Annotated in this window: 13 protein-coding genes; 1 reads left to right on the top strand and 12 read right to left on the bottom strand. The window is 56.7% G+C overall.

Annotated features, from left to right (window positions below):
* Nucleotides 1-36: 36 nt before the first annotated feature.
* From flgK to AB1L30_RS10590, 11 genes are all read right to left on the bottom strand, one after another.
* Nucleotides 37-1737 (bottom strand): flagellar hook-associated protein FlgK, encoded by a 1701-nt coding sequence (gene flgK / locus AB1L30_RS10640; protein WP_367013394.1) that lies wholly within the window; start codon nucleotides 1735-1737, stop codon nucleotides 37-39.
* 37 nt (nucleotides 1738-1774) lie between these two features.
* Entirely contained in the window at nucleotides 1775-2290 is a 516-nt protein-coding gene (gene flgN, locus AB1L30_RS10635) for a flagellar export chaperone FlgN (RefSeq protein WP_345091506.1), read from the bottom strand.
* A gap of 55 nt (nucleotides 2291-2345) precedes the next feature.
* The gene (locus tag AB1L30_RS10630) at nucleotides 2346-2765 is read right to left on the bottom strand and encodes a rod-binding protein (protein ID WP_345091509.1); all 420 of its coding nucleotides are present in this window, start codon (nucleotides 2763-2765) and stop codon (nucleotides 2346-2348) included.
* 46 nt (nucleotides 2766-2811) lie between these two features.
* Nucleotides 2812-3948, bottom strand: coding sequence for a flagellar basal body P-ring protein FlgI (locus AB1L30_RS10625; RefSeq protein ID WP_367013393.1), 1137 nt, complete (start codon nucleotides 3946-3948; stop codon nucleotides 2812-2814).
* 32 nt (nucleotides 3949-3980) lie between these two features.
* Nucleotides 3981-4682, bottom strand: coding sequence for a flagellar basal body L-ring protein FlgH (locus tag AB1L30_RS10620; protein WP_367013392.1), 702 nt, complete (start codon nucleotides 4680-4682; stop codon nucleotides 3981-3983).
* Nucleotides 4679-5578, bottom strand: a complete 900-nt coding sequence (gene flgA, locus AB1L30_RS10615; protein ID WP_367013391.1) for a flagellar basal body P-ring formation chaperone FlgA — start codon at nucleotides 5576-5578, stop codon at nucleotides 4679-4681. Before flgA ends, AB1L30_RS10620 begins: the two co-directional genes overlap by 4 nt.
* A 17-nt stretch (nucleotides 5579-5595) precedes the next feature.
* Entirely contained in the window at nucleotides 5596-6396 is an 801-nt protein-coding gene (gene flgG, locus AB1L30_RS10610; RefSeq protein ID WP_345091523.1) for a flagellar basal-body rod protein FlgG, read from the bottom strand.
* A gap of 54 nt (nucleotides 6397-6450) precedes the next feature.
* Nucleotides 6451-7218, bottom strand: coding sequence for a flagellar hook-basal body protein (locus AB1L30_RS10605; protein WP_367013390.1), 768 nt, complete (start codon nucleotides 7216-7218; stop codon nucleotides 6451-6453).
* Between the two features lie 228 nt (nucleotides 7219-7446).
* Nucleotides 7447-8385, bottom strand: coding sequence for a hydroxymethylbilane synthase (hemC, locus tag AB1L30_RS10600; RefSeq protein WP_367013389.1), 939 nt, complete (start codon nucleotides 8383-8385; stop codon nucleotides 7447-7449).
* Nucleotides 8386-8654: 269 nt separating this feature from the next.
* Complete coding sequence (locus AB1L30_RS10595; protein WP_367013388.1) at nucleotides 8655-9614, bottom strand: DUF502 domain-containing protein; 960 nt, start codon at nucleotides 9612-9614, stop codon at nucleotides 8655-8657.
* 222 nt (nucleotides 9615-9836) lie between these two features.
* Nucleotides 9837-10607, bottom strand: a complete 771-nt coding sequence (locus AB1L30_RS10590; RefSeq protein ID WP_367013387.1) for a phosphoribosyltransferase family protein — start codon at nucleotides 10605-10607, stop codon at nucleotides 9837-9839.
* A gap of 166 nt (nucleotides 10608-10773) precedes the next feature.
* On the opposite strand from AB1L30_RS10590, the gene AB1L30_RS10585 reads away from it, so the two are divergent.
* A complete protein-coding gene (locus tag AB1L30_RS10585) occupies nucleotides 10774-11913 on the top strand; it encodes an LptF/LptG family permease (RefSeq protein WP_345091537.1) in 1140 nt (379 codons plus the stop codon).
* Here AB1L30_RS10585 and AB1L30_RS10580 read toward each other — a convergent pair.
* The gene (locus tag AB1L30_RS10580) at nucleotides 11910-20105 is read right to left on the bottom strand and encodes a tetratricopeptide repeat protein (RefSeq protein WP_367013386.1); all 8196 of its coding nucleotides are present in this window, start codon (nucleotides 20103-20105) and stop codon (nucleotides 11910-11912) included. The two genes, AB1L30_RS10585 and AB1L30_RS10580, sit on opposite strands and share 4 nt — an antisense overlap.
* Nucleotides 20106-20482 lie beyond the last annotated feature (377 nt).

The raw sequence follows: 20482 nt of genomic DNA, 5'->3' as shown, positions 1-20482 counted from the left end.
CGCCCAGTATCAAGGACTCGCGACAAAAGGCCCTCCTTACAGGTTGACCAGAATCTCTAACAGTTCGTCGAGCGTGGCAATCATTCGTGACGATGCCTGGAAGGCCCGCTGATACGAGATCATGCGGACCGCTTCTTCATCCAGGTTCACACCACTGACGCCCAGCTTCTGCCCTTCCAGCGTGTCTTTGAACACGCGGAAACCTTCTGTGATCCCCGTGGTCACAGCGGACGATTGGGCCACGCTCCCAACCATGTCTTTGTAATAAGTCGTAATCGAAGTGCCGCTGATCGAATCGAGGGCACGATCGGCGAACGCCGCAAGTTCAACCGCGTTGTCAGTATCGATCCCGATCCCCGATTTACTCGCCGCGAACTTCGAGGGATCGGTGCTGACCAGCTCGTTCACACCCAGATCGAGGGCCGAACTACCGGTGAAAAAGGTACCAATCCCCAGGGCTGCCAAGGCGCCGCTGGTATCATTCGCAAAGGCGAACTCGACGTTGGGTTGATCCGCTTCGATATTTAATTGCCCTTCCAGGCTGATCGTGGCCGAGATGCCGTCGATCGCGTCGAGCTGCGACCGTAAGCCTTCCAGCGACGTATCTTCATTCGTGCCATTTAGCTTGATGAAGATGTCGTGCGTCTCGGTCACGCCGGTCTGGCGATTCAGGAGCTTGACCTGAAACGAGCCGTTCTCAGGCGTGAACGGCAAGCCGACCTGATCGAGTGGTTCGGTCAGTGAGTCGGAATCGACGAAGTGTTCGGCATCGATCGAGTTGTAACCAGTCAGGCCCTGACCACTGCTGAAGACCTTGTTGAACTCGAAGGCAAACGATTTGGCAAACGTATCCAACTGGTTCAGGAAGTTCCCCAGGATATGATCACGCGAGTTGACCAGTCCAGCCAGTTTGCCGGTGTCGGATTGGATGGGAGACTCGAAGTCTTTGATTTTGACTTCGACGAAGTTATTGCCGTTGCTGGACTCTTCATCGGCGTAGACCTCTCGGGCAATGCCATCGAGCACCAGGTATTCACCCCCGGCAAATACCGAGACCGAGCCATTTTCCTGTTCGACGGCTCGGACCCCGATCAGTTCCGAAAGAGCAGTCAGCTTCTGTTGGCGTTGATCGCGGAGGCCGACCGCGTCACTCTTGGTGACGCCACCTTCCATGTTCGTGATCTTCTCATTCAGATCGGCGATGTCGGCCAGCAAGCCATTGATATCGGTAGCGGCGTTGCGAATGCGATCGTCGGTATCTTGCTGGACCTTTTGCACACGCTCGTACAGCCGGGTGATGTCCTGGGCGAGAGTTTCGCCGCGCAGGATCGTCAGGTTTCGCACACCCAAGTCTTCGGGTTGGTTGAGGATATCGTTGATCGAGCCGAAGAAGTTGTTGATCGAGGTACTCAGGTCGGTATCGCTGAGTTCGCCAATGAGGGCATCGAGCTGCGTGTAGGTATTTTCTTCCGCTTCGCCTTTGGCCAGATCGCTTCGCGAGCCACGCAGGCGTTCTTCCAGAAACTGGTCGACCTGCTGGACAATGGCGGTGACTTGAACACCAAGGCCCAGACGTAGATTACCTACGGCCTGCGTCGGCGCAGGCGTATAGATAACACGCTGCCGGAGGTAATCCGGAGTGTTGACGTTGGCAATGTTGTTCCCAGTGACTTGCAACCCAATCTGGGCAGCCTGCAGGGCATTGCTGGTCTGTTGTAAGGTGCTAAATAGAGACATCCTTGTTACCTCGCTCGGCTAGCCGCGCTAGCACGGCCTAAGCATCCTGGTCCACCAGGGTCCCACCCTGATTCGAGGCATTCTCCGCTTCATATGTCGGTTTAATCTTTCCCCCCGTCGCAATGATTTGTAGCAATTGCGAAAGATGTAGGACGGTTTGCTGGGCTAGCACGAAGTTGGTCAGCGTTTCGTTCTGAATATGCCGCATCGCATCCTTCGCATTGTGAGCCTTCTGCGCCAACTCGCTACTTTCGCCATCAGTGAAGACCTTGGCGAGTGAATGCAAGCTATCTGCTGGCAACCCTTTGCCACGAGCGTTTTCGAGCAGCACTTTGCGCGAGTCTCGCAGGTTGTCGAGTCGCTCGACGAGGGCCTGTTCGCTCTCGGCCGTTTGTTGCATCGCTTCCAGATCATTCGCGACCATCTGCTGCCGTTTCAGGTGCAGCACACTCAGCAGGTCGGACTGAACGTCGGAAAGCTCTTGCAGAAACGTGGCTGTTTCCCGCTCGAGATCGATAGCCAGAGGCGTTTGAATTTCGGCGGTGGTAGTCATCGGGGCAGTCATAACAGCTAAAAACCACTGATTGCGGAGTGGGACGTAGTGGGAACTAAATGGACAGATCGAGTCGCGACATGGCGGCCGAATCGGTCTCGTTGCTTTGGGCCTGGTTGCGACGCTGCAGTTCTTCCAATTGACCGATCGCCTCTTGGGCTTCTTCGGCAGTGGAAGTGTTGGCGGCGGACGACTGGCCCGCATTCATGTTGGCGGTGAACAACTCGAACATTGGGTCCGAGATCTGTTCGGCACTGGCTTCCGAGATCTCGCTGACCAGCAACTGATCGAGCTGCGACTGGAACACTTCTTCGGCTCGGCCACCATGGAAGTAAGCAGGCTTGCCGGTCGATTCCCGCATGCTCTTCAGCATTTGGCCGAACATCGATTCGCCCACGAACTGATCGAACTTCGCACGAAGCTGACCGTCGGCGGCCTGATTCGAGTTGGTCGGATTGAGCGAGGTGACGTTCATGGGATCGGAAAACCTGGGGAAGGATGGTTCGAGTTAGTCAAAGGCTCTAGTTGATGTAAATCAGTTCGCCGTAAACTTTGCCCTGGTGATGCAGTGCTTCGACGATATCGATGATGTCTTCTGCAGGCACCTTCAACGCGGTGAGGGCATCTTCCAGGTCTTTCAGGCGAGTCGCGTATTGCTTCTGAGTGTCGATCGAAACAAACTTCGATGCTTCCGGGTTGGCCGTTTCCACCTTGATGCCGTTGTGGTTGATCACTACCGGGCCGATTTCGACATCGCTGCCGATCACAATCAGGTTCTGATAGCGGTTGATCACCACTTTGTTATTCAGCAGGCTGTCGACGATCGGCGTTTCCATCAAGATCGAGACGAAGAAGACCGGCTCTTGCTTGTATTGCGGTGGGATCGTGACTTCGATTGTCTTCTGGTCCAAGGCTCGAGCGATCTGGCCACTGTTGCCACGGCTGATGTTCTGTTCGAGGTTGTTCACGCCGAAGACGATTTCCTGGGCCATTCGCCAATCTTTATGACCTTCTTTGATCACCAGGAAGACCTTGCCGTCGGCGGTGACGAATGGATTGCGAATCGTGCGTTCGATTCGGCAACCTTTCTGGACGTAACCGCGGGTTGGGATCTTGTCTTGGTAGAGCTGAACTGCACCGCTGGCCAATGCCCAGACCGTTTTGTCGTGTGGGTTCGGGCCTTGTAGCGTCGAGATCGCGAGGGTGCCACCGTCGAGGCTTTTAGCCGAGATCGCACTCACTTCGCAGTCGATGAAGTCGCCTTCTTCCGCACCTTCCGCAGGCACGTTAGCTCGCACAATCACCAGGGCGGTGTTCTTGACGTTCTTCAGTTCTTCCGGCGTGTATTCGCCACCAACACCATTGCCCGAGTTGCTGCCCATGTGTTTCAGCATCAGGGCGAGGGCAGCGTGGGTTGGCGTCGAGTTCGCGTCGCCAGTGCCCTTCAAACCGACCACCAGGCCAACGCCTTGCAGGTAGTTCCCTTCCTGGCCTTTGACACGCACGAAGTCGGACAAAGGACGGTTGATCTGGAATCGCTGCGAATCGATCGAGCTGTACTGGCTGCGAGCGACTTGAGCTTCAACCGAACGGCCTGCCGAAAACAGCAGGGCGATGGCGATCAGCAGGGACAGCGTGTGAGTCGTGATTGTGTTCATGGCGTTTTCCTCGCGTGCGGTTGGGTTAAGGTTTAGAACCAGTGGACTTTGTCCCACAGGTTCAGTAACCAGCCGCGGCGATATGCGTCGCGAACCGAGCCCTGGTCTTCCTTGGTGATGGTCAGATCAGCCAGGTGTTCACTCAGGACCGTATTGCTTGGGTTGATGTCTTCCGTGCGGCAGGTGCCACGCAGGTGATAGATCCAGATTTCATCATTGACGGTGATTGTCTTGCGTGCTTCCAGCTTCAAGGTGCCGTTCGGCAGGATCTCTTGAACTTCGGCGGCGATCGTGAACTTGAGGCCTTCAGTCGTTTCCATTTCGGCCTGCGATTTCAGACGCTGGTTGAGCGTGCCGACGATTCGTGGATCGCCATCGGCTTGCACGGCTGGCTTGATCGAATCGAGCCCATCCAGACGAAGCCAGTCGGTCAGAATCGCCGCGTACTGGCCACTCTTCTTGCGATCGATTTCGCCGTCGGAGAAGGCCTGCGAACGTTCGTCGACGCGGATATGAATCAGGTCGTGAACTTGAACCTGGCGAGGTGGTGGCAACTCGCGGTAGTACCAGCTCATGTTTTCGGTCGTGTCGTTGTAAGGCGTGCCGCTGGCGGCCGAGGCAGCTTCGAGCGAGCGTTGGCTCAAGCTCGAAATCGGTCCACCTTGCTGGGCCGACGCGACGCTGCCGACTGAAACGGTCAGCAGCAAAGCGATGATGATTGGGGCGGACTTCATCGTTGAATCTCCGACTGGGGAACAGGCATCAGTGGCTTCGTGGTCGGGACGGTCACATGACCGGTCATCACAACCGCTTCGCCAGGGCCTTTGACTTGAGCTTGGAAACGTTCGGCCTGACGAGCACGACCGAACAGGGTGGGATCGATCGGCTGAACTTCGATCAGTTCGCCCAGGCCAGCATCGGTAAGGGCCATCATTTCGCGGCGAACGACAATGTTGCCGGCGTAGGCGTAAACGGTGACGACTTCGTTGCGACGCACGATGACTGGCTCGCGAATGTCTTCCGAAGCGATCGGACGATCGGCGGCGATGCCGCGAGTGACTTCTTTGCCGATGACATTCGACAAATCCGTTGGATACGAATCTTCGCGACGGACGACGGTCAAGTCTCGCAGTTCGACGTCGTCGTGGCGAAGGACTTCGCCGCGGCGAACATTGCGAATGACGTGGGCGACCGTCATGATTTCCGACGATGGTTCTGGTTGAACCTGGCCGCGGAAAGTGCGGCGTGGAATTCGCTTCGGTTCGACGGTGGCGTGCTGGATGGTTTCGGTAACCGATCCACGCTGCATGCGAACGCGATTCGAGCCGGTGACTTCCAGCACACTGGACGAGATGCCGCGAGCTGCCAGGATCGAGCGAATGTCGTTGATGGTCAGGTAAGCAGCCGTGTCGATGCTGGGGACCGGCATCAGTTCCAATTGCTGCAGTTCGGTTTGCATGGCGGCGTCGGCGACTTCGACCGAAGCGACATCGCCCAATCGCACGATCGGGCCGCCAACCGTGGCCGACGTGTTCAGCACCACCTTGCCCGATTGGGCCATTGCCGGAGCGGCAACGATGACCAACAAGGTCAGGCAGAGGATGAATCGAATTGAGGATGCAATCGTCATGGCTTAGAAGTTGTTTCCTATCGACGCAGGTTCGAGATGAGTTGCAGGATCTGATCGCCAGCCTGAATCGTTTGCGAGTTCAACTCGAACGCTCGCTGGGTGGTGATCAGGTCGATCAGTTCTTGGACAGGCTCGACGTTCGAGGCTTCCAGCATGCCGCTGCGAATCTGGCCGAGGCCGTTGGTTTGAGGATTGCCGGTAATCGGAGCACTCGAAGAACCGGTTTCGGCGTACAGGTTTTCGCCGATCTTCAGCAGACCTTCTGGATTGATGAAGGTTGCCAGTTGGATCTGACCCACTTCGTTCAGCGTGCTCGAGCCTGGCTGCTGAACCGAAACGATGCCGTCGGGGCTGATCGCAACGGCGGTGGCGTCTTGCGGAATGACGAGGGCAGGTTCGATCGGGCGGCCAATCCCGGCGGAACCGGTGACAACCTGACCGTTAGAGTTGATTGCGAAGTTGCCGGCTCGGGTGTAATAAATTTCACCGGTTGGATCGAGCACTTGAAAGAAGCCTTCTCCTTCGACCAGCAAGTCAAGCTCGCGTTCGGTCGTGGTGAAAGCACCTTGCTGGAAGTCGGTCTGAACGCTGGAAACGCGAACACCAAGACCGACCGAGGTGCCGGTTGGGGTGAGGTTACCGGTCGAGTCCTGTTCGCCGGGCAGTACGATGTGATCGTAGAACAGGTCTTCGAAGTTGGCCCGGTCTTTCTTGAACCCTGTGGTGTTCACGTTGGCCAGATTATTGGCGATGACGTCGAGCTTGGTTTGCATCGACTGCATGCCGGTGGCTGCGGTGTAGAGGGTTTGAACGCTCATGGCTTACTTCCTTGTTCGCCTCGAACTGACGTGTTTCAAATCTGGGGGGAGTATTTACGATTGACGCAAGACTCGGCCGAGCAGGTTGCCCAGGGCTTCGTCTTGGGTCTTGATCATGTTGACGTTCGACTCGTAGGCTCGCGTCGTTTCGATCATCGCCATCATTTCGGTGATCGGGTTCGCGGCGGAACGTTCGAGCATGCCCGGGGCAGCACTTCGTTCTTCTTCCGGAATCTGATTCACCGGACCAAGCGACCGGAAGAAGTTCTTCCCGAACTTCACCAGGTCGGCATTCGACTGCGGGCGAGCGATACCCAGCGGAATGGCTTCTCCGCCGATGATCACTTCGCCGCGATCGTTGAAGTATTCGCCTGGCTGGACTGCCTTGGCTTCCGGATCGACTTGGATCGGCGTGCCATCGATGCCCAGCACTGGGTAACCTTCTTGCGTGGTCAGGTTGCCTTCAGGCGTGAACAGGAAGTTACCGCCGCGGGTCAACAAGACCTGATCGCCGTATTGAACCTGGAAGTAACCATCGCCACGGATGGCCAGGTCTTCGCGGTTGCCGGTTGGGGTGATCGGACCAGGCTCGAAGCTGGTCTTGGTTTCGCGAACCATCACGCCGCCACCAATGTTGTTGATGGAGCCGGAACCAGGGGAGTCGAGATATTCGTTGATCGCTTCGGAATCGCGAGCTTCGAGGATCGCGAATTCACTCTTGAAGCCTGGGGTGTTCACGTTCGCCAGGTTATTCGCGATCACCTCAAGGCGACGCGACTGGGCTTGAGCACCCTCTGCCGAAATGTACAGGCCGTAAACCATCGTGAATCGTTCGTCGAAAACATGCCCCCCCGGACACGCTCTCTCCTAAGGCAATGGGTGTGCCAAACCATGGAACGACTCGAAAGAAAATTCGCGAGAAGCGAGAAGTCGTTAAGCGGTATAGAGTTAATCCGCTGATAGCATAACCTGCCAGCACGCAGGCAGATTTTGCCGAATGCCCGGCAACCGGAAAAAGGTGCCGGGCATCGATCGGCAAAGATTGCGGAACTAGCCTCGGCCGCCGGTCGAGCGGGCGTAGCTGATGATTCGCTGAGCGCCTTGAATGATCAGTTGCGATGCCACCTGACGACCGATCTCAATCGCCTTGGTTGGCGGACCGCAAGCATAGGCCGAGATCTTCTGCACGCCGTCGCCACTGATGACAATGCCATCCAGGTGCAACAGATCGCGTTCGACTTCAATGCGAGCCCAAGCACCCACCGGAGCAAGGCAGCCACCGCGAAGCTCTGCCAGCAGAATGCGTTCGGCCTGAACGCAGTGGAAGCTATCGGGATGATGTAGCACGCTGACAGCTGTCTTGGCACGATGATCGGTCTCACGAACCTCGATGCCCAAGGCGCCCTGACCAACGGCTGGCAGCATAACGCGCTTGTCGATCACGTGCACGATCCGTTCGGCCATTTCGAGACGACGCAGACCTGCTTCCGCTAGCACGATTGCTTCGTATTCGCCTTCGTCCATCTTACGCAGGCGTGTTTCCACGTTGCCACGGATGTCGCGGATCTCGAGGTCCGGACGAGTATGAAGAAGCTGCGCACGACGACGAACGCTGCCGGTGCCGATCACGGCACCTTGGGGCAAGGTGTCGACATGAAAGCCACCACGCGAAACAAGAACGTCTCCGCACGCTTCGCGAACCGGAACTGCTGCCAGAGCAAGCCCAGGCGTTGGTTCGGTAGGCAGATCTTTCAGGCTGTGCACGGCGATGTCGACGCGCTTGTCGTATAGTGCGGCCTGGATCTCTTTGGTGAAGAGACCTTGTCCGCCGATGTCGCCGAGCGGGCCGGATGACACGTCACCGGTGGTCGAGACATGGACGATCTCGACTGCCTGGCCGCTACGTTTTAGTTCTTCGGCGACGAAGTTGGCTTGCCATAAAGCCAACGGGCTGCTGCGCGTGCCGATACGAAGAGGCTCACCATTCATACGTGCTATTTCGTTCCATGAATCGAAGGCGGGATGAGATGGAGGTCGCCTTGTCGCCAGGACGGTGTCCTGGGGAAGGCTGCCAATCTGGTGGTGAGTTCAGACGTTCGCTCTCTGAATTGAATCAGCGCCGCTAGAGCGATGGGGTCGCTAATGGTCTGAACGACTCATTAGCATACAAAATAATTGCGCAAGGGGGGAGTTGGGGTAACCAATCGGAGATAAGATTTAAAAAAGTGACGATTCGATCAATCAAAATCGAACAACTCTTAACCATTTTCTTGGTGAGGAATAGCGCTTTTGGGTTCTTCTTCGCGCTGCTTCAATCGCGATTGAATTTGCCCTGCTACCGGCGACACCGAAGTCTGCTGATGGGACGGAACCACCACACCGCAGCTGACAATGAATTGGAACGCCTGGTCCAGCGTAATATTCAATTCGATCGTCTCGCTCTTCTTCGCGTTAATGGTAAAACCAGTAGCCGGCATCGGCGAGGTTGGAACCAGAATGGTGACGACCGGTTCGCCCGCTTTGTCTTTGATATCTAGCAGGCTTTCGCTGGTTACGAAGCCGAGTGACCACATCCCCTTACGTGGATACTCGACGGCAACCACACGAGTGAATTGGATTTCTTGTTCGTTTAGCAAAAAGTCGGTGACCTGTTTGACCGAACCATAAACATTTCGAATGATAGGGAGCCGATGCATGATCTGTCGCTCCGAGGCATTCCATAGAATACGACCGAGGCCCGCTGCCATAAATTTTCCGGTGAAATAGAGCGCCAGCAAGCAGACACACAGCAGCAGAGGAATCGTGAACCGTCGTTGCAGGTACCGATACTGCACGTATTGTTCGTAGATGCCATAGCCTGAGGCCGGCATCGGTTGATCGCGCAGGTTGTCGTAGACGAAGTCGTAGATCTTGCCAGGGACCCACTGACCGTTGGCAGTCTTACGATAGATGACCGATTTGTATTCGGCGCGGGTCGCTTCCGGGGCGACGTTGGGAAGTTCGCGGTGGACATCCTGGATGCTCCAGGCGATCGTCGTGCGAGCAGTCGATTCGATCGGGGCCAGAATGTAGTTTTGGACCGTCGAAAAGATCCAGATAAAAATCACGAAGGTCAGCAGCGGAGGAGCGGCAATCGCCAGTCCTCGAAGCACCGCGCGACGGAAGGCAGAGAAGCCACTGACCGGGGCTGCATTCTTTTTCGACGATTCAGGGTCCATAAGGGTGGATTCTCTTCGGCTCGTTGCTGTCGCGATATTAGTCGGGTCGAGGGAAGGCCATCCTTGTCGGGACGAACCAGGTCGGACGCATCCAGCTCCCTGCGAACCACATCAACAAGTAGGGTTCGATCGTTCATCCCACCCTCTTGCTTCGATTCTTTCTACGCGGACAAAACAGTCAAATCGGTCTGATTTTTCTGAAAATCGGCTGGCAAGGTCTGTTTAAGCGTTAACGTAGTCGGGAGTCGACCTTGCCACGATCGCTACGTAAACCTGCTGGGCCCCTGCCTGGCGGAGGACACGCCCTAGCTCCGTCAGAGTCGCTCCGGTGGTCATAATGTCGTCAACCAGCACAATCGGCCGATCTGTCGGGACGGTTCCTCTTACGGCGAATGCCCCACGGACGTTCGCCTTGCGGCTAGAGAAAGGTAGCTCACTCTGTTTCGCGAGCGGCCTTTGACACGAAACCAGCGGAAAACAGGACCAATTGCCAGCCGAGGCCAGGGATTTTGCGAGAAGCTGTGCGGTATGAATTCCCCGACGAAGGCGACGCGTCCAGTACATCGGTACCGGGACCGCCACTGGGGAAGCATCCTGCAGCGAGTCACACCGGCCTGCCAGAAGTTGACCCAGGTCCCATGCTGCCGCCGAGCCTCCACGCAGCTTCGCTTGCAGTAGCGCGTCGCGAAGCGAGCCCTCGTAATTGCCCACCGCAAAGATTGCATCGAACGGCAGCTTCAGATGATGGCACCACGGGCAGCCCCCGTCAGGCAATACCTGGTCGTGAGCTAGCACGGCACTGCAGCGCGAACAATGTCGCTGCTTGGTGAGGCGTTGCTGACAACAATCGCAGATGACGTGGGAACTGCGATAGTCGGCGACTTCGGCCCGGCAGAGACAACAAGTCCCTGGCAATAGCAGACCAGCAACCTGGCGACCAAGCATCTGAGACCAACCGCTGAATCGACGCATCTTGACGACCGCTTTTGCCACGAGGTGTTCTTGAGGAATCGAACTGGGCAGTATGTTTTATCGTGGTTGGGCAGCCCCCCGTCAAATTGTGTGGGGCTTTTCGTCTTTGGGGATCGGAGCGGAATCGGTATAAATCGCATCCGAACCCATTTCACGATGCTAGCAAGCCGGGCGGACTTTCTATCCCATGCTTCTAATCGACCGATACCTGTTATTTCAGTTCCTCAAGTCGTTTCTGATCTTCTTCATCAGTTTCACGGGACTGTTTATTGTCATCGACTCGTTCAATAACCTGGACGAGTTCTTGAAGTATGGCGACCAGACAGGCAGTACGTTCGGCGTGTTGTGGGATTACTACAGCCCGCGCGTGTTTACCTTCTTCGGGATGACCAGCGGTATCCTGACGCTGATCTCGGCAATGTTCACCGTGACGTGGATTCAGCGTCATAACGAAATGACGGCCCTCATGGCGGCAGGGATTTCGCAGGCCCGCATCGTGCGACCGATTGTGATCGCAGTGATCGTGATCGCCGTGCTGGGTGTGCTGAATCGCGAACTGTTGATTCCCCATTACATGGATCGATTGACACGTAACGCTCAGGACTGGCTGGGCGAATCTCGCAAGACTCTTCAGCAGCAGTTTGACAATCGGACCGACGTGCTGATCAACGGGGCGGCGACCTTTGCCAAGGAACAGCGGATCGAGTCCCCTGTGTTTCGCTTGCCGCGAGAGTTCGATGGCGTGGGGAAGGAAGTCATGGGCGCCACAGCGGACTACATGCCCCCAACGGCCGATCGTCCCGGCGGATTTCTCGTCAGCGGAGTTACCAAGCCAGAAACAACCGCGGGTGTCGCCTCGGTCGAATTGCCGGACGGACCACTTCTGTTGATGCCGGACGACCATCCCTGGATGGAGCAAGGTCAGTGCTTTCTAGTGACCGACCTCACCTTCGAGCAGCTGACTGCCAGCAGCCAATGGCGCGACTATGCTTCGACGTACGCGTTGATTTCGACGCTCAGCAATCGCAGCCTCGATGTTGGCGCAGATGTTCGGGTCGAGATTCATAGCCGCATCGTGCAGCCATTCCTCGATATCACGTTGCTGTTCCTGGGGCTGCCCATTGTCTTACGAAAAGAGAATCGCAATATCTTCATCGCGATCGGCTACTGCTTGTTGCTGGTCGTTTGCTTTTACGCGGTGACCCTGGCCTGCAAGGCCATGGGAGCGAATTACTGGATCATTCGCTCTCCGGTTGTCGCGGCATTCATGCCTTTGATCGTGTTCGTTCCCATTGCCACAGCAATGTCGTCACCGCTACGTGACTAGAACTTGAAGTTCTTGATGCCATCTTTCACATCGTTGCGATAGAAACGATCGAGGTTCCGGCGCTGTTCCTCTTGGATCAGACCATTCCCCGACTGGATCCCTTTCAACAGTTCCTGACGAGAGTCCATCTGCTTGCCTTGCGGCATCGCTTGCTGAGCAGGCATCGGCGGTGCGTTGGATCGCATCCGCTTTGATTCCTCGGCCGTCAATGCAAGCTCTTTGTCGCCACGGAAGAAGGCATATTCCCCCTTCTTCGCCTGGGCGATCACCGTCGTCCGGCCTTGGATGCCATCGCCGATGAAGATACCCCGCAGATCGGTTTCACCCGAAACGAAGTCTGGGTTTGCCGTGCCGATCACTTTCACATGGACGTCGTCGACATAGGTGTCGGCCACCTTGTTCTTGACCGTCACGCGAACTCGGCCGGAGATCTGATCTTCGTTGACATCCAGCTTCAACGGACTGATCAGCACCAGGCCGCTGGCGTGCAGATTGTCGGCTCGGGCCACGATCAGATAGGCTCCTTCGTCGGACAGTGGCAGAGGAACCTTGCGGTCCTTGTTCTGATAGTCCTTACCATTGCCAAGCGGAATGGTCGTTTCATGCAGAGGCTGAATGCCGGCCAGGTTGATCGTCGTGATCTTCTGTAGATTGCGTTGCAGCAGGCCGAACTTCATCAGGTCGATGCGATACACCTTCACTTCGCACTGCTTCACGTTGCGATAATCAAGTTGTAGCTCTACCTTCTCGTTCGGCAGGAAGCTGGTGACTTCCTCCAACGAGATCGCCTGACGGGTGAAGTACTCGATGGCCTGCGAAGCATCGACGAACCGATCTTTCACCTGGGTATAGTTCTCGATCGCTTCCGCCGCCTGATTCAGCGAGTGATGGATCTGCCCCATGATGTAGATGGCACGCCAACGATTCTGAGCGGCAACCGTGTCTGCATTTTGCTGGCCAGCGGCAACGCTCTGGGCGACCTTCTCCGACATCTCCAAGGCCTGTTTGGGCTGGCTTAAGGCGAAGTGGCAGAACGCCGTCAGGTACCAGTAGCTGCTCAAGTGTTTGCTCTTGGGATAGCGGTTGGTGTACTGCTCGCACAGATCGATCGTTTGCTGATACTGTTCCAGTTCTGTCATACCGGAGGCCAACGCGAAGGCGGCTTCATCGGCGGAAGGATCTTCCGGATGGGTCGTCAGGAATTGCTCGAGCATTTGGAGCGACTTCTTCTGGAAGTGAACACGCGAGAACTTGCGAAGCTTTCCTTCACGAGTTTCGGCGGCCTGAGCGGCGTTTGTGTAAACATCGGTCGCCAAGGCATATTCGGCAATCGCAGCGTATGGCTCCTGAGGCGAGTCGTTCAACAACGCTTCCATCACCTTGATACTGCGAATGATTTCGCCCTGATCGACCAGGAAGCCTGCCACCTGGCTTTCGACCATGAAGTTCGCTTCCACGGCAGCGCGGAAGACGAGGTAGCTTCGTTCGTATTCGCCCAGCTCGTTGTAGGCATCGCCCACCTTTAGCAGCTTGACGAACGGGATCTTTTCATCAGGAAACTTTTCGATCAACAGTTCGAAGAACTTCACCCCTTCGGCAGAATGGTTCTGCTGCAGATGAATATCGAACAACGTTTTCACCGTCTCGCGAAGCGGGTTGTTGTCGAGTGACCAGTTGCTGAATAGTTCGGTCAGGTGCGCCTCGGCCCCTGGAATGTCTCCCTGGGCGAACTTGCGTCGACCCAGTTCGTACAACTCGACCGGTGTCAGCCGATACTGGTCAGAGCTGTCTTCGCCATCGGCCAAGACCTTCAACGATTTCGCGTCGCCGGCGGCCAGGCTTTCGGGACGGTAAACATCTTGGACCAGCGTTGGCCCGGCGTAGTATTCGCCTGGCTGAATACCGACCAGGTCGTACTGCAGGTAACGCGATCCACGACCGGTCCCCAGATAGAAGACGACGAAGCCTGGGTGGATCTCGTAACGTTCGTAGGGTCCCTTCAACGAAGAAGGATCGATCGTCGTGCCAGATGGAATTGGCTCGGTCACGACCAGGTATTCAACTTGCTGGTCGTCCTCGTCGTTTCGGACATTGCTGCGATGAATGTGGAGGCGAACCTTGCCACGTTCACCGGCAGCGAGTTGCTTGAGGTCGTTGCGGAATGACTGATAGCTACCACTGACGATGCCAAAGCCACTGGGGATCTCTTCCCCATCGAAGCGAATCGGGGCCGGGTCGTAGTTGCGGTTGACGTACCATCGCGTCGTATTCGACTTCAACTTGTCGAGTGGGACGTCGGCCGATAGTTCGCAGCGGTAAGTGAACTCGCCGCGACCCGTCAGTTGGAAGCGAACGGTTTCCTGCTTCTCACGCTTCAGGAAGTCAGCCGGAATGGTCACCATTTGCGTGAGCGACTTGGCGTCGATCTTCAGCGTTTTGACTGCCTTGCCATTCACCAGGATCGCGAGCTGATACTCTTCGGCAGCCAAGGCCTGGCCAGAAGTCCAGCCGCAGATCGCCAGCATGGCCGGTCCCGTCGCTTTGTCAGGATCCCAGCGATGACCTTGACGCGACTGAAGCACTTCCTGGGCAACCCGGGCCAGCTCTGGCGATTTCGGCTCGGTCTTCAAGACACACAAGGCATACAGCGACTTGGCTTCCACGGCGGAGCTGTTCCAGCCGGAGATGCCCTTTTCGCCAAGCTTGGTCTTCGCCAGCGTGGTCAGTTCGCGGGCCGTATCGTTGCGATTCATTTCCGCGAACGTCAACGCCAGATAGGCACAGCCGGAAGCGGTCAGCGAGGGACGATTGCGATACAGCTGATTCGCCAGCGAGAAGTCGCCAACATCGGCGACCGTCAACGCATGCAAGATCGTCGCCTTGCTGTCGTAGTCGCCCACAGGAAGCTTTGGCACTTCGTTCTTCAAGGCATGCACCGTCTTCTGGATCAGGTCGGTATTGACCCGGTGCCCTGCCTTGCGTGCCGCGGCCAAAGCCCACAAAGCACGTGCGGTCGAATAACGATTCGTGTCGCGAGCCGCACCACTCCAGCTAAAACCACCATCATCTTTCTGCATCACAATCAACGATGCGATGGCGGAATCGACTTTCGCTTTCACCGAGTCGAGCGAAGGGCCCCCTTGATCGGGGCTTTGCTGCAGCAAACCTTCCAACGCGAGCCCTGCCAGAATGTCGCTGGTCAGTGTATCGATCGGTGTCGCCGTGATTGTACCGCAGCGGTACAGCGGCATGATCGGAGGATCGAGGACATTTAGCAGATCGGCTCGAACGTTCGGGCCGATGACCACCGTCAACTGCGGATCTTCCCAGGGCATTCCTTCGGGATAGGCAACCGTGGCAGTCATGTCGCTGGAAGCCTTCCCGCCGGCAGAACGGACAACGCGATAGCTTCGTTCTCGGATCGGCACCGTCTGACGTTGGATGTCGACCATCTCGCCCGACTTGACCATTAACTGGAAGCTGGCCGAAGACGTATCGGACGACTTCACCGAAGCGGGATCGATCTCGAGTGGAATCAGCAGTTGCTTTTCGTTCTCTGTCTTGAACTCGACGGTCTTGGTTTGCGTGACCCTCTTCTCGCCAATTGTGATTTCGAGCGTCAGTTCGACACTGCCTGGCTGGCCATCTCGTTTGAAGACCCGAACTGGAACCTGAATCTTGTCGCCGCTTTGCAGGGCCATCGGTAGTTTCACGTCGGCAAACAACGGTTTCGAGACTGTCAGCTCCGCCTCAGCTTCCCCGGCCAACGTTTCGACCGTAATCCCGTTGGAAAGTAACTTCCAGGTCGTCGACTTGGGTGGCAGCGTGATTTCGACACTGGCCACGCCTTTGTCATCGGTCGTCAGGTTGGGTGCCCAGAAAGCGGTTTCCTGCGGCGGAAGACCTGGCAGAACCGTTTCGCCTGGTTTGGCAGCGCGGTTAAGCACGCCGAAGAGATTCGTATTGCCGTCGGGTTGAATGGCAGCCAACGCGATAAATCGATTCGAGTATTGACCATTCCGATCGATCACCTGGTAGCCGAGCCCCGGCTCCCCTTTCGAGTCGAAGTACCAGTTGGTGTCATCCGCATCGATATCCCAGCGGCCATTTTGAAGTTGTGGAATCGCACTATTCACGCCTCGATCGGCCGAACCGACGAAGAACGAAAAGACCTGGCTGTCAGGCTTTGAAGAAAGGCCGCTGACTTCCCGTGCCGACTTTCGGCCAGACATTGGCAGCTGAGCCATCTGTTGCTGCTGAATCTCGCCAAATTGCATCTTGTCCCCGCCATAGCCGCCCATGCCCCCGGACGGACCGCTATAGGCTCCGTTGTAAGCACCATCCATCGCCATCGACTCTTCCGCAGCCACGACTGGCATGTCGAAGTCGCGCCGACGCGCGTCGGCGAAGTCGCTCAGCTCGAGGCGAGTCTCTTCGATCTCTTCCAGACGCTCTTCTTCGGCCAACAAGCGGCTGTCGATTTCCTGGGTCGCAGGCTGGTAGAAAAAGTCGATGCTGGAGCTGGCCCGCATGGCGAACAGGCGCGGGTTGCCGTGCCAGAACTGATTCGGCTTGGCCAGCGTCGATGGGAACTGGTCGAGCAAACTTTTCTCGATCAATGCCAGGCTCAACTCGGCCGCGACCGGGTTGCCCAGGGCATCGGTTGTGGTGAGTTCCGCTTTCACGGTGTCGCCAGGACGGGCCGACTCAGGCAACTTCAAGGCGATGTTCAAGTCGCGTTCGACCTGGAATTCACTCTCCGCGGAATGGAAGCGAATCGGCGATTCTTCGTCCTTCTCTCCCTTTTTCTGCTTAGGGTCGGTCATCGCTGCGATGGCCAACTGGAAGTTCGGTGCCAGGAACGTGTCGACATCAAACTTCAACGCGTTCTTCCCGGCCTTAAGTTCGACCAGGCGATAGTCCAGGATCTTCGAGCCCTCGAAGGTCACCAACGCCATCGTTGGTTCGCCACGCCAATGGACATCGACCGAAGTCTTCTCGCCTGCTTTCAGCAAGTGGCGATCGGCCAGGATATGCAGCCGAACACGATCGTTCTCGTCTGAGATGCGGACGTCGGCCTGGGCAGAGATGTCGTGCTTGAAGCGATCGACACCAGTGAAGCGAAGAATGTAGCGACCACCTTCTTCAAGCTTCAACGTTTGACGCGCCTCACCCTGGTCGTTTGACTTCAGAGTGTGCTTGGCGACAAGCACCTCTTGGTCTTGCGAGGGAACCGGTGCGGCCTGCGACGAGTGCATGTTCGGGACGCGTTCTGGTAACCGTAGGACCGAAAGGGTAAGGTCGGTCGCCAGCGGTTCCCCTTCCAGGTCTTTCACCGTGGCGGTCACGTCGAACGATTCTCCGGCCAGGTAAGTTTCGCGGAGAACCTTCGTGCTGAGCGAGAACCCGACCGACGAAATGAAGACGTTATGCGACGTTGCCGCTTCTTCGCTGGGGATACGAGCCACGATCTGAACCGTGCGTGAGTCACGCAGGTCACGCGTTGGGAACTCGAATTCGACCTGGCCTTGCTGATTGGTTTGCGCCTGGACTTGTTTGCCATCGATGAAGTACTCGAGGTTCCGCTTGATCACGGGATCGCCGTGATAGTAGCGAGCAGTGATCTTGCCGCGAACCGTTTCGCCTCGGTAATAAACGTTCTCGTCGGTCTCGACTTCCAGAAAGATCCGAGGTAGTTGGAACTCGGCGACCTGGAAGTTGCCGTAATACGCCTCCGAGCGATCCTTCGTCGACTTGAGCACCACCTGGTACGAACCGATGGCGGCTTGAGCTGGCAGGATCAAGTGACCTCCGGCGGTACCGAAGTCAGAGAGTTTGACTTCTTCGTATAGCAAGGCCCGGCCACGTGGGTCGAGAACTTCCAGCTCGTAAGTTGCTCCGGATGGAACGGTGTAACGGTCGTCTTGGACGTGGCGAATGATTCCGCGGACATGCACCAGTTGGCCTGGGCGATAAGCAGGACGGTCGGTGTAAAGGTAGCCGCGGCGTTCGAGTCCACGGGCAACTTCCAGCCCATTGAGACTGACGATGTTGGCGGCCGAGTGTCCGTCGATCACGCCGAGGACTCGGATGTCGCCGGAGCCATGCAGTTCGTCACGCTTAGCTCGATAGACACCATCGGCACCGGTCGTTGCTTCGGCGAAGACTTCGCTACCGTTCGAGAGCAGCAAACGCACGTTTTCCCATGGCTTACCGCTTCGCATGTTCTGGGCGTAAACGAACACCTCGTCGCGCGAGCTCTTCACGATCATGTCCAAGTCGCTTTGCAGGACGATCGTGGTCGACTCTTTACGTTCGCCGGTCACGGTCACGGCGACGACGCCTGCTTTCGCCAATTCGTCTCCTTCCTTGGCACCAGGGGCCGGAATTGGGATATCGATTGTGTGGGTGTCGAGGCGGTATTTCTCGTAATCAGGGATCTCGAAGGTGAAACTCTTGGCTGGATCGATCAGAGCGATGTCGAGGTTCTCGATGCCGTCGGTCGTCTGCATCTTGCGGAAGTAAGTTTCCAGATCGATCGGATAGATCTGCACCGTCACCTTTTCGAGGTTTCGCGTTTCGAGCTTGATCGAAGGCTTTTCCTGTGAGCGAAACTTCCGCAGCGTGCTGACGGCCAGTTCTTCGCCGGTCAGCAGGTTGATCCGCTGCTGGGCCTGGGATGCGAACGGCGTGTTGGCCAACTGTTTGTAAAGTTCGAGAGCATCGGCCAGCTTGTTCAGCTCTTGTTCGGTCGTCAGGGCGATCCGGTACTGGGCCTGGGCGGCGATGTGACTGCCAGGGAACTTGCTGGCAAGCTGCTTCCAGGTCTGGATTGCTTCGTCCCAGTTCTTTTGTTCGTAGAAGCTTTCGCCAATCTGAAATTGAATCTGTTGGGCTCGCGAGTCGACTGGGTATTTCGCCAGGAACTCTCGCCATAACTGACGGGCCTGATCGTAGTCTTCCGCGTTGTAAGCGAACTCGGCCTTCTGATACTGCGTGTTGATAATCCGCTGCTGAGCTTCGCTCCACTTGGAATGGGTGGGGTGCTTCGAGAGGTATTCGCTCCAGGCAGCGATTGCCTCGTCGAACTTGTTCTGCTGAGCGTAGATCGAACCAAGCAGGAACCGGGCCTCGGCATAGGCATCGGTGTTGGCGAACTGGTCGATCTTCAAGAACGACTGCAAAGCCGCGACGGCATCGTCGCCCCGGCCACGATGCGAATAAGCTCGTGCAAGTTGAAAATGGGCTTCCGGCACATCTTCATGTTCCGGGTATTTGGCCAGGTAAGCTTCCAGCGCCGCAACGCCTAGCTCCAGGTCTTGATCGCTAGGGGGGCTGGGAAACTGATAGGTCTCGGCCAGACGGAAGGCTGCTTTGGGAAGTAGTTCGGACTTATCTTCTGGATGCAGAGCCAACAGATCTTCCCATGTCTTACGGGCCGCAGGCAATTGATTCGTTTTCCGATACGTGTCCCCCAGTTCGTAGCGAGCGGTCAATGTCGTGGCTGAGTCGGTGCCATCGGCGACCAGGCGATCGTACACTTGGATCGCTTCGCCCTGTTGGCCGATCTGATTCAAACTGCGGGCGATTTGAAGATTGATACGATCCTGCGTTGCAGGCTTCGGTCCCACCTCCAGGGCCTTGCGATAGAACTGTAGCGCCTTGTTGAACTCGGCCTGGTCTTTGGTTTCTTCTCCGCAATCGAACGCCACCTCGGCAAGGCTCAGATAGATCTCCGCGACTTCTTCTTTCCGATCGAGCGATAGCAGGTAGCGAGCCTGTTGACGATAAGCGGCTTCGGCGCTGCGATAATCCCCCCGGCGAGCATGGGCCAGCCCGATCCCAAACTGTGCCTTGCGGCTCCAGTGCGAATCGGGGAATCGCTTGAGTTGTTCTTCCAGGGTGCGAACGGCATCTTCGTACTTGCCGGCGAAATGGAACGCACGCCCTTTCAGGTAGAGAAGCTGCTCGGTGTCCCCTTCCCCTTTGGCCAGCTCGGCATCGATCTTTTGGATCGCTTCGTCGTACTTGCGATCTTGCAGAGCCTCTCGGATCGGCGTCGGTGCCAGGACGTAGGCCCGTTCATCCTCTTTGGTGACCGCGTCTGGTGCCGGATCGGCGGCGTAAAGCAGCGTGGGGAGAAGCAGCAGTACCGAAAGCGTCCAGGGGAACGTTCGAGAGTTGGGCAACATCGCATGTTTCCGGGGGTAGAGGGGGAAGAAGAGTGTCGCGACTCGCTCTTGGATCTTAAAGGATATGACGAAGGTCGGGGGGAAATGGTTTTCAGCCCCCCAGCATTTTTCGCGCAGCCCTGTCACCCCTGGTTCTAGGTTGTAAGTGGATAAATGGCAAACAGTTAGTTGCCGTTGGTTAACTAGCTAAAGACTCGTTTTTCGTGCTAGCGAAGGCCAAAACCGATCTTTCACTCCCCTACCGGGCTCGCTAATATCCACCCCCTATTTGACTTGAAATAGTCAGGGGCTACGTGGAATGGAGTCGGGGGGAAAGCGATGCTTTTGACAACGCGGTGCCGGGCACAAGGGAATCGAATTCTCGAACAGTGCATGGG

This window comes from Bremerella sp. JC817 (genome assembly GCF_040718835.1).
Lineage (GTDB): Bacteria > Planctomycetota > Planctomycetia > Pirellulales > Pirellulaceae > Bremerella.
This window is presented reverse-complemented; position numbering and strand designations above follow the sequence as displayed.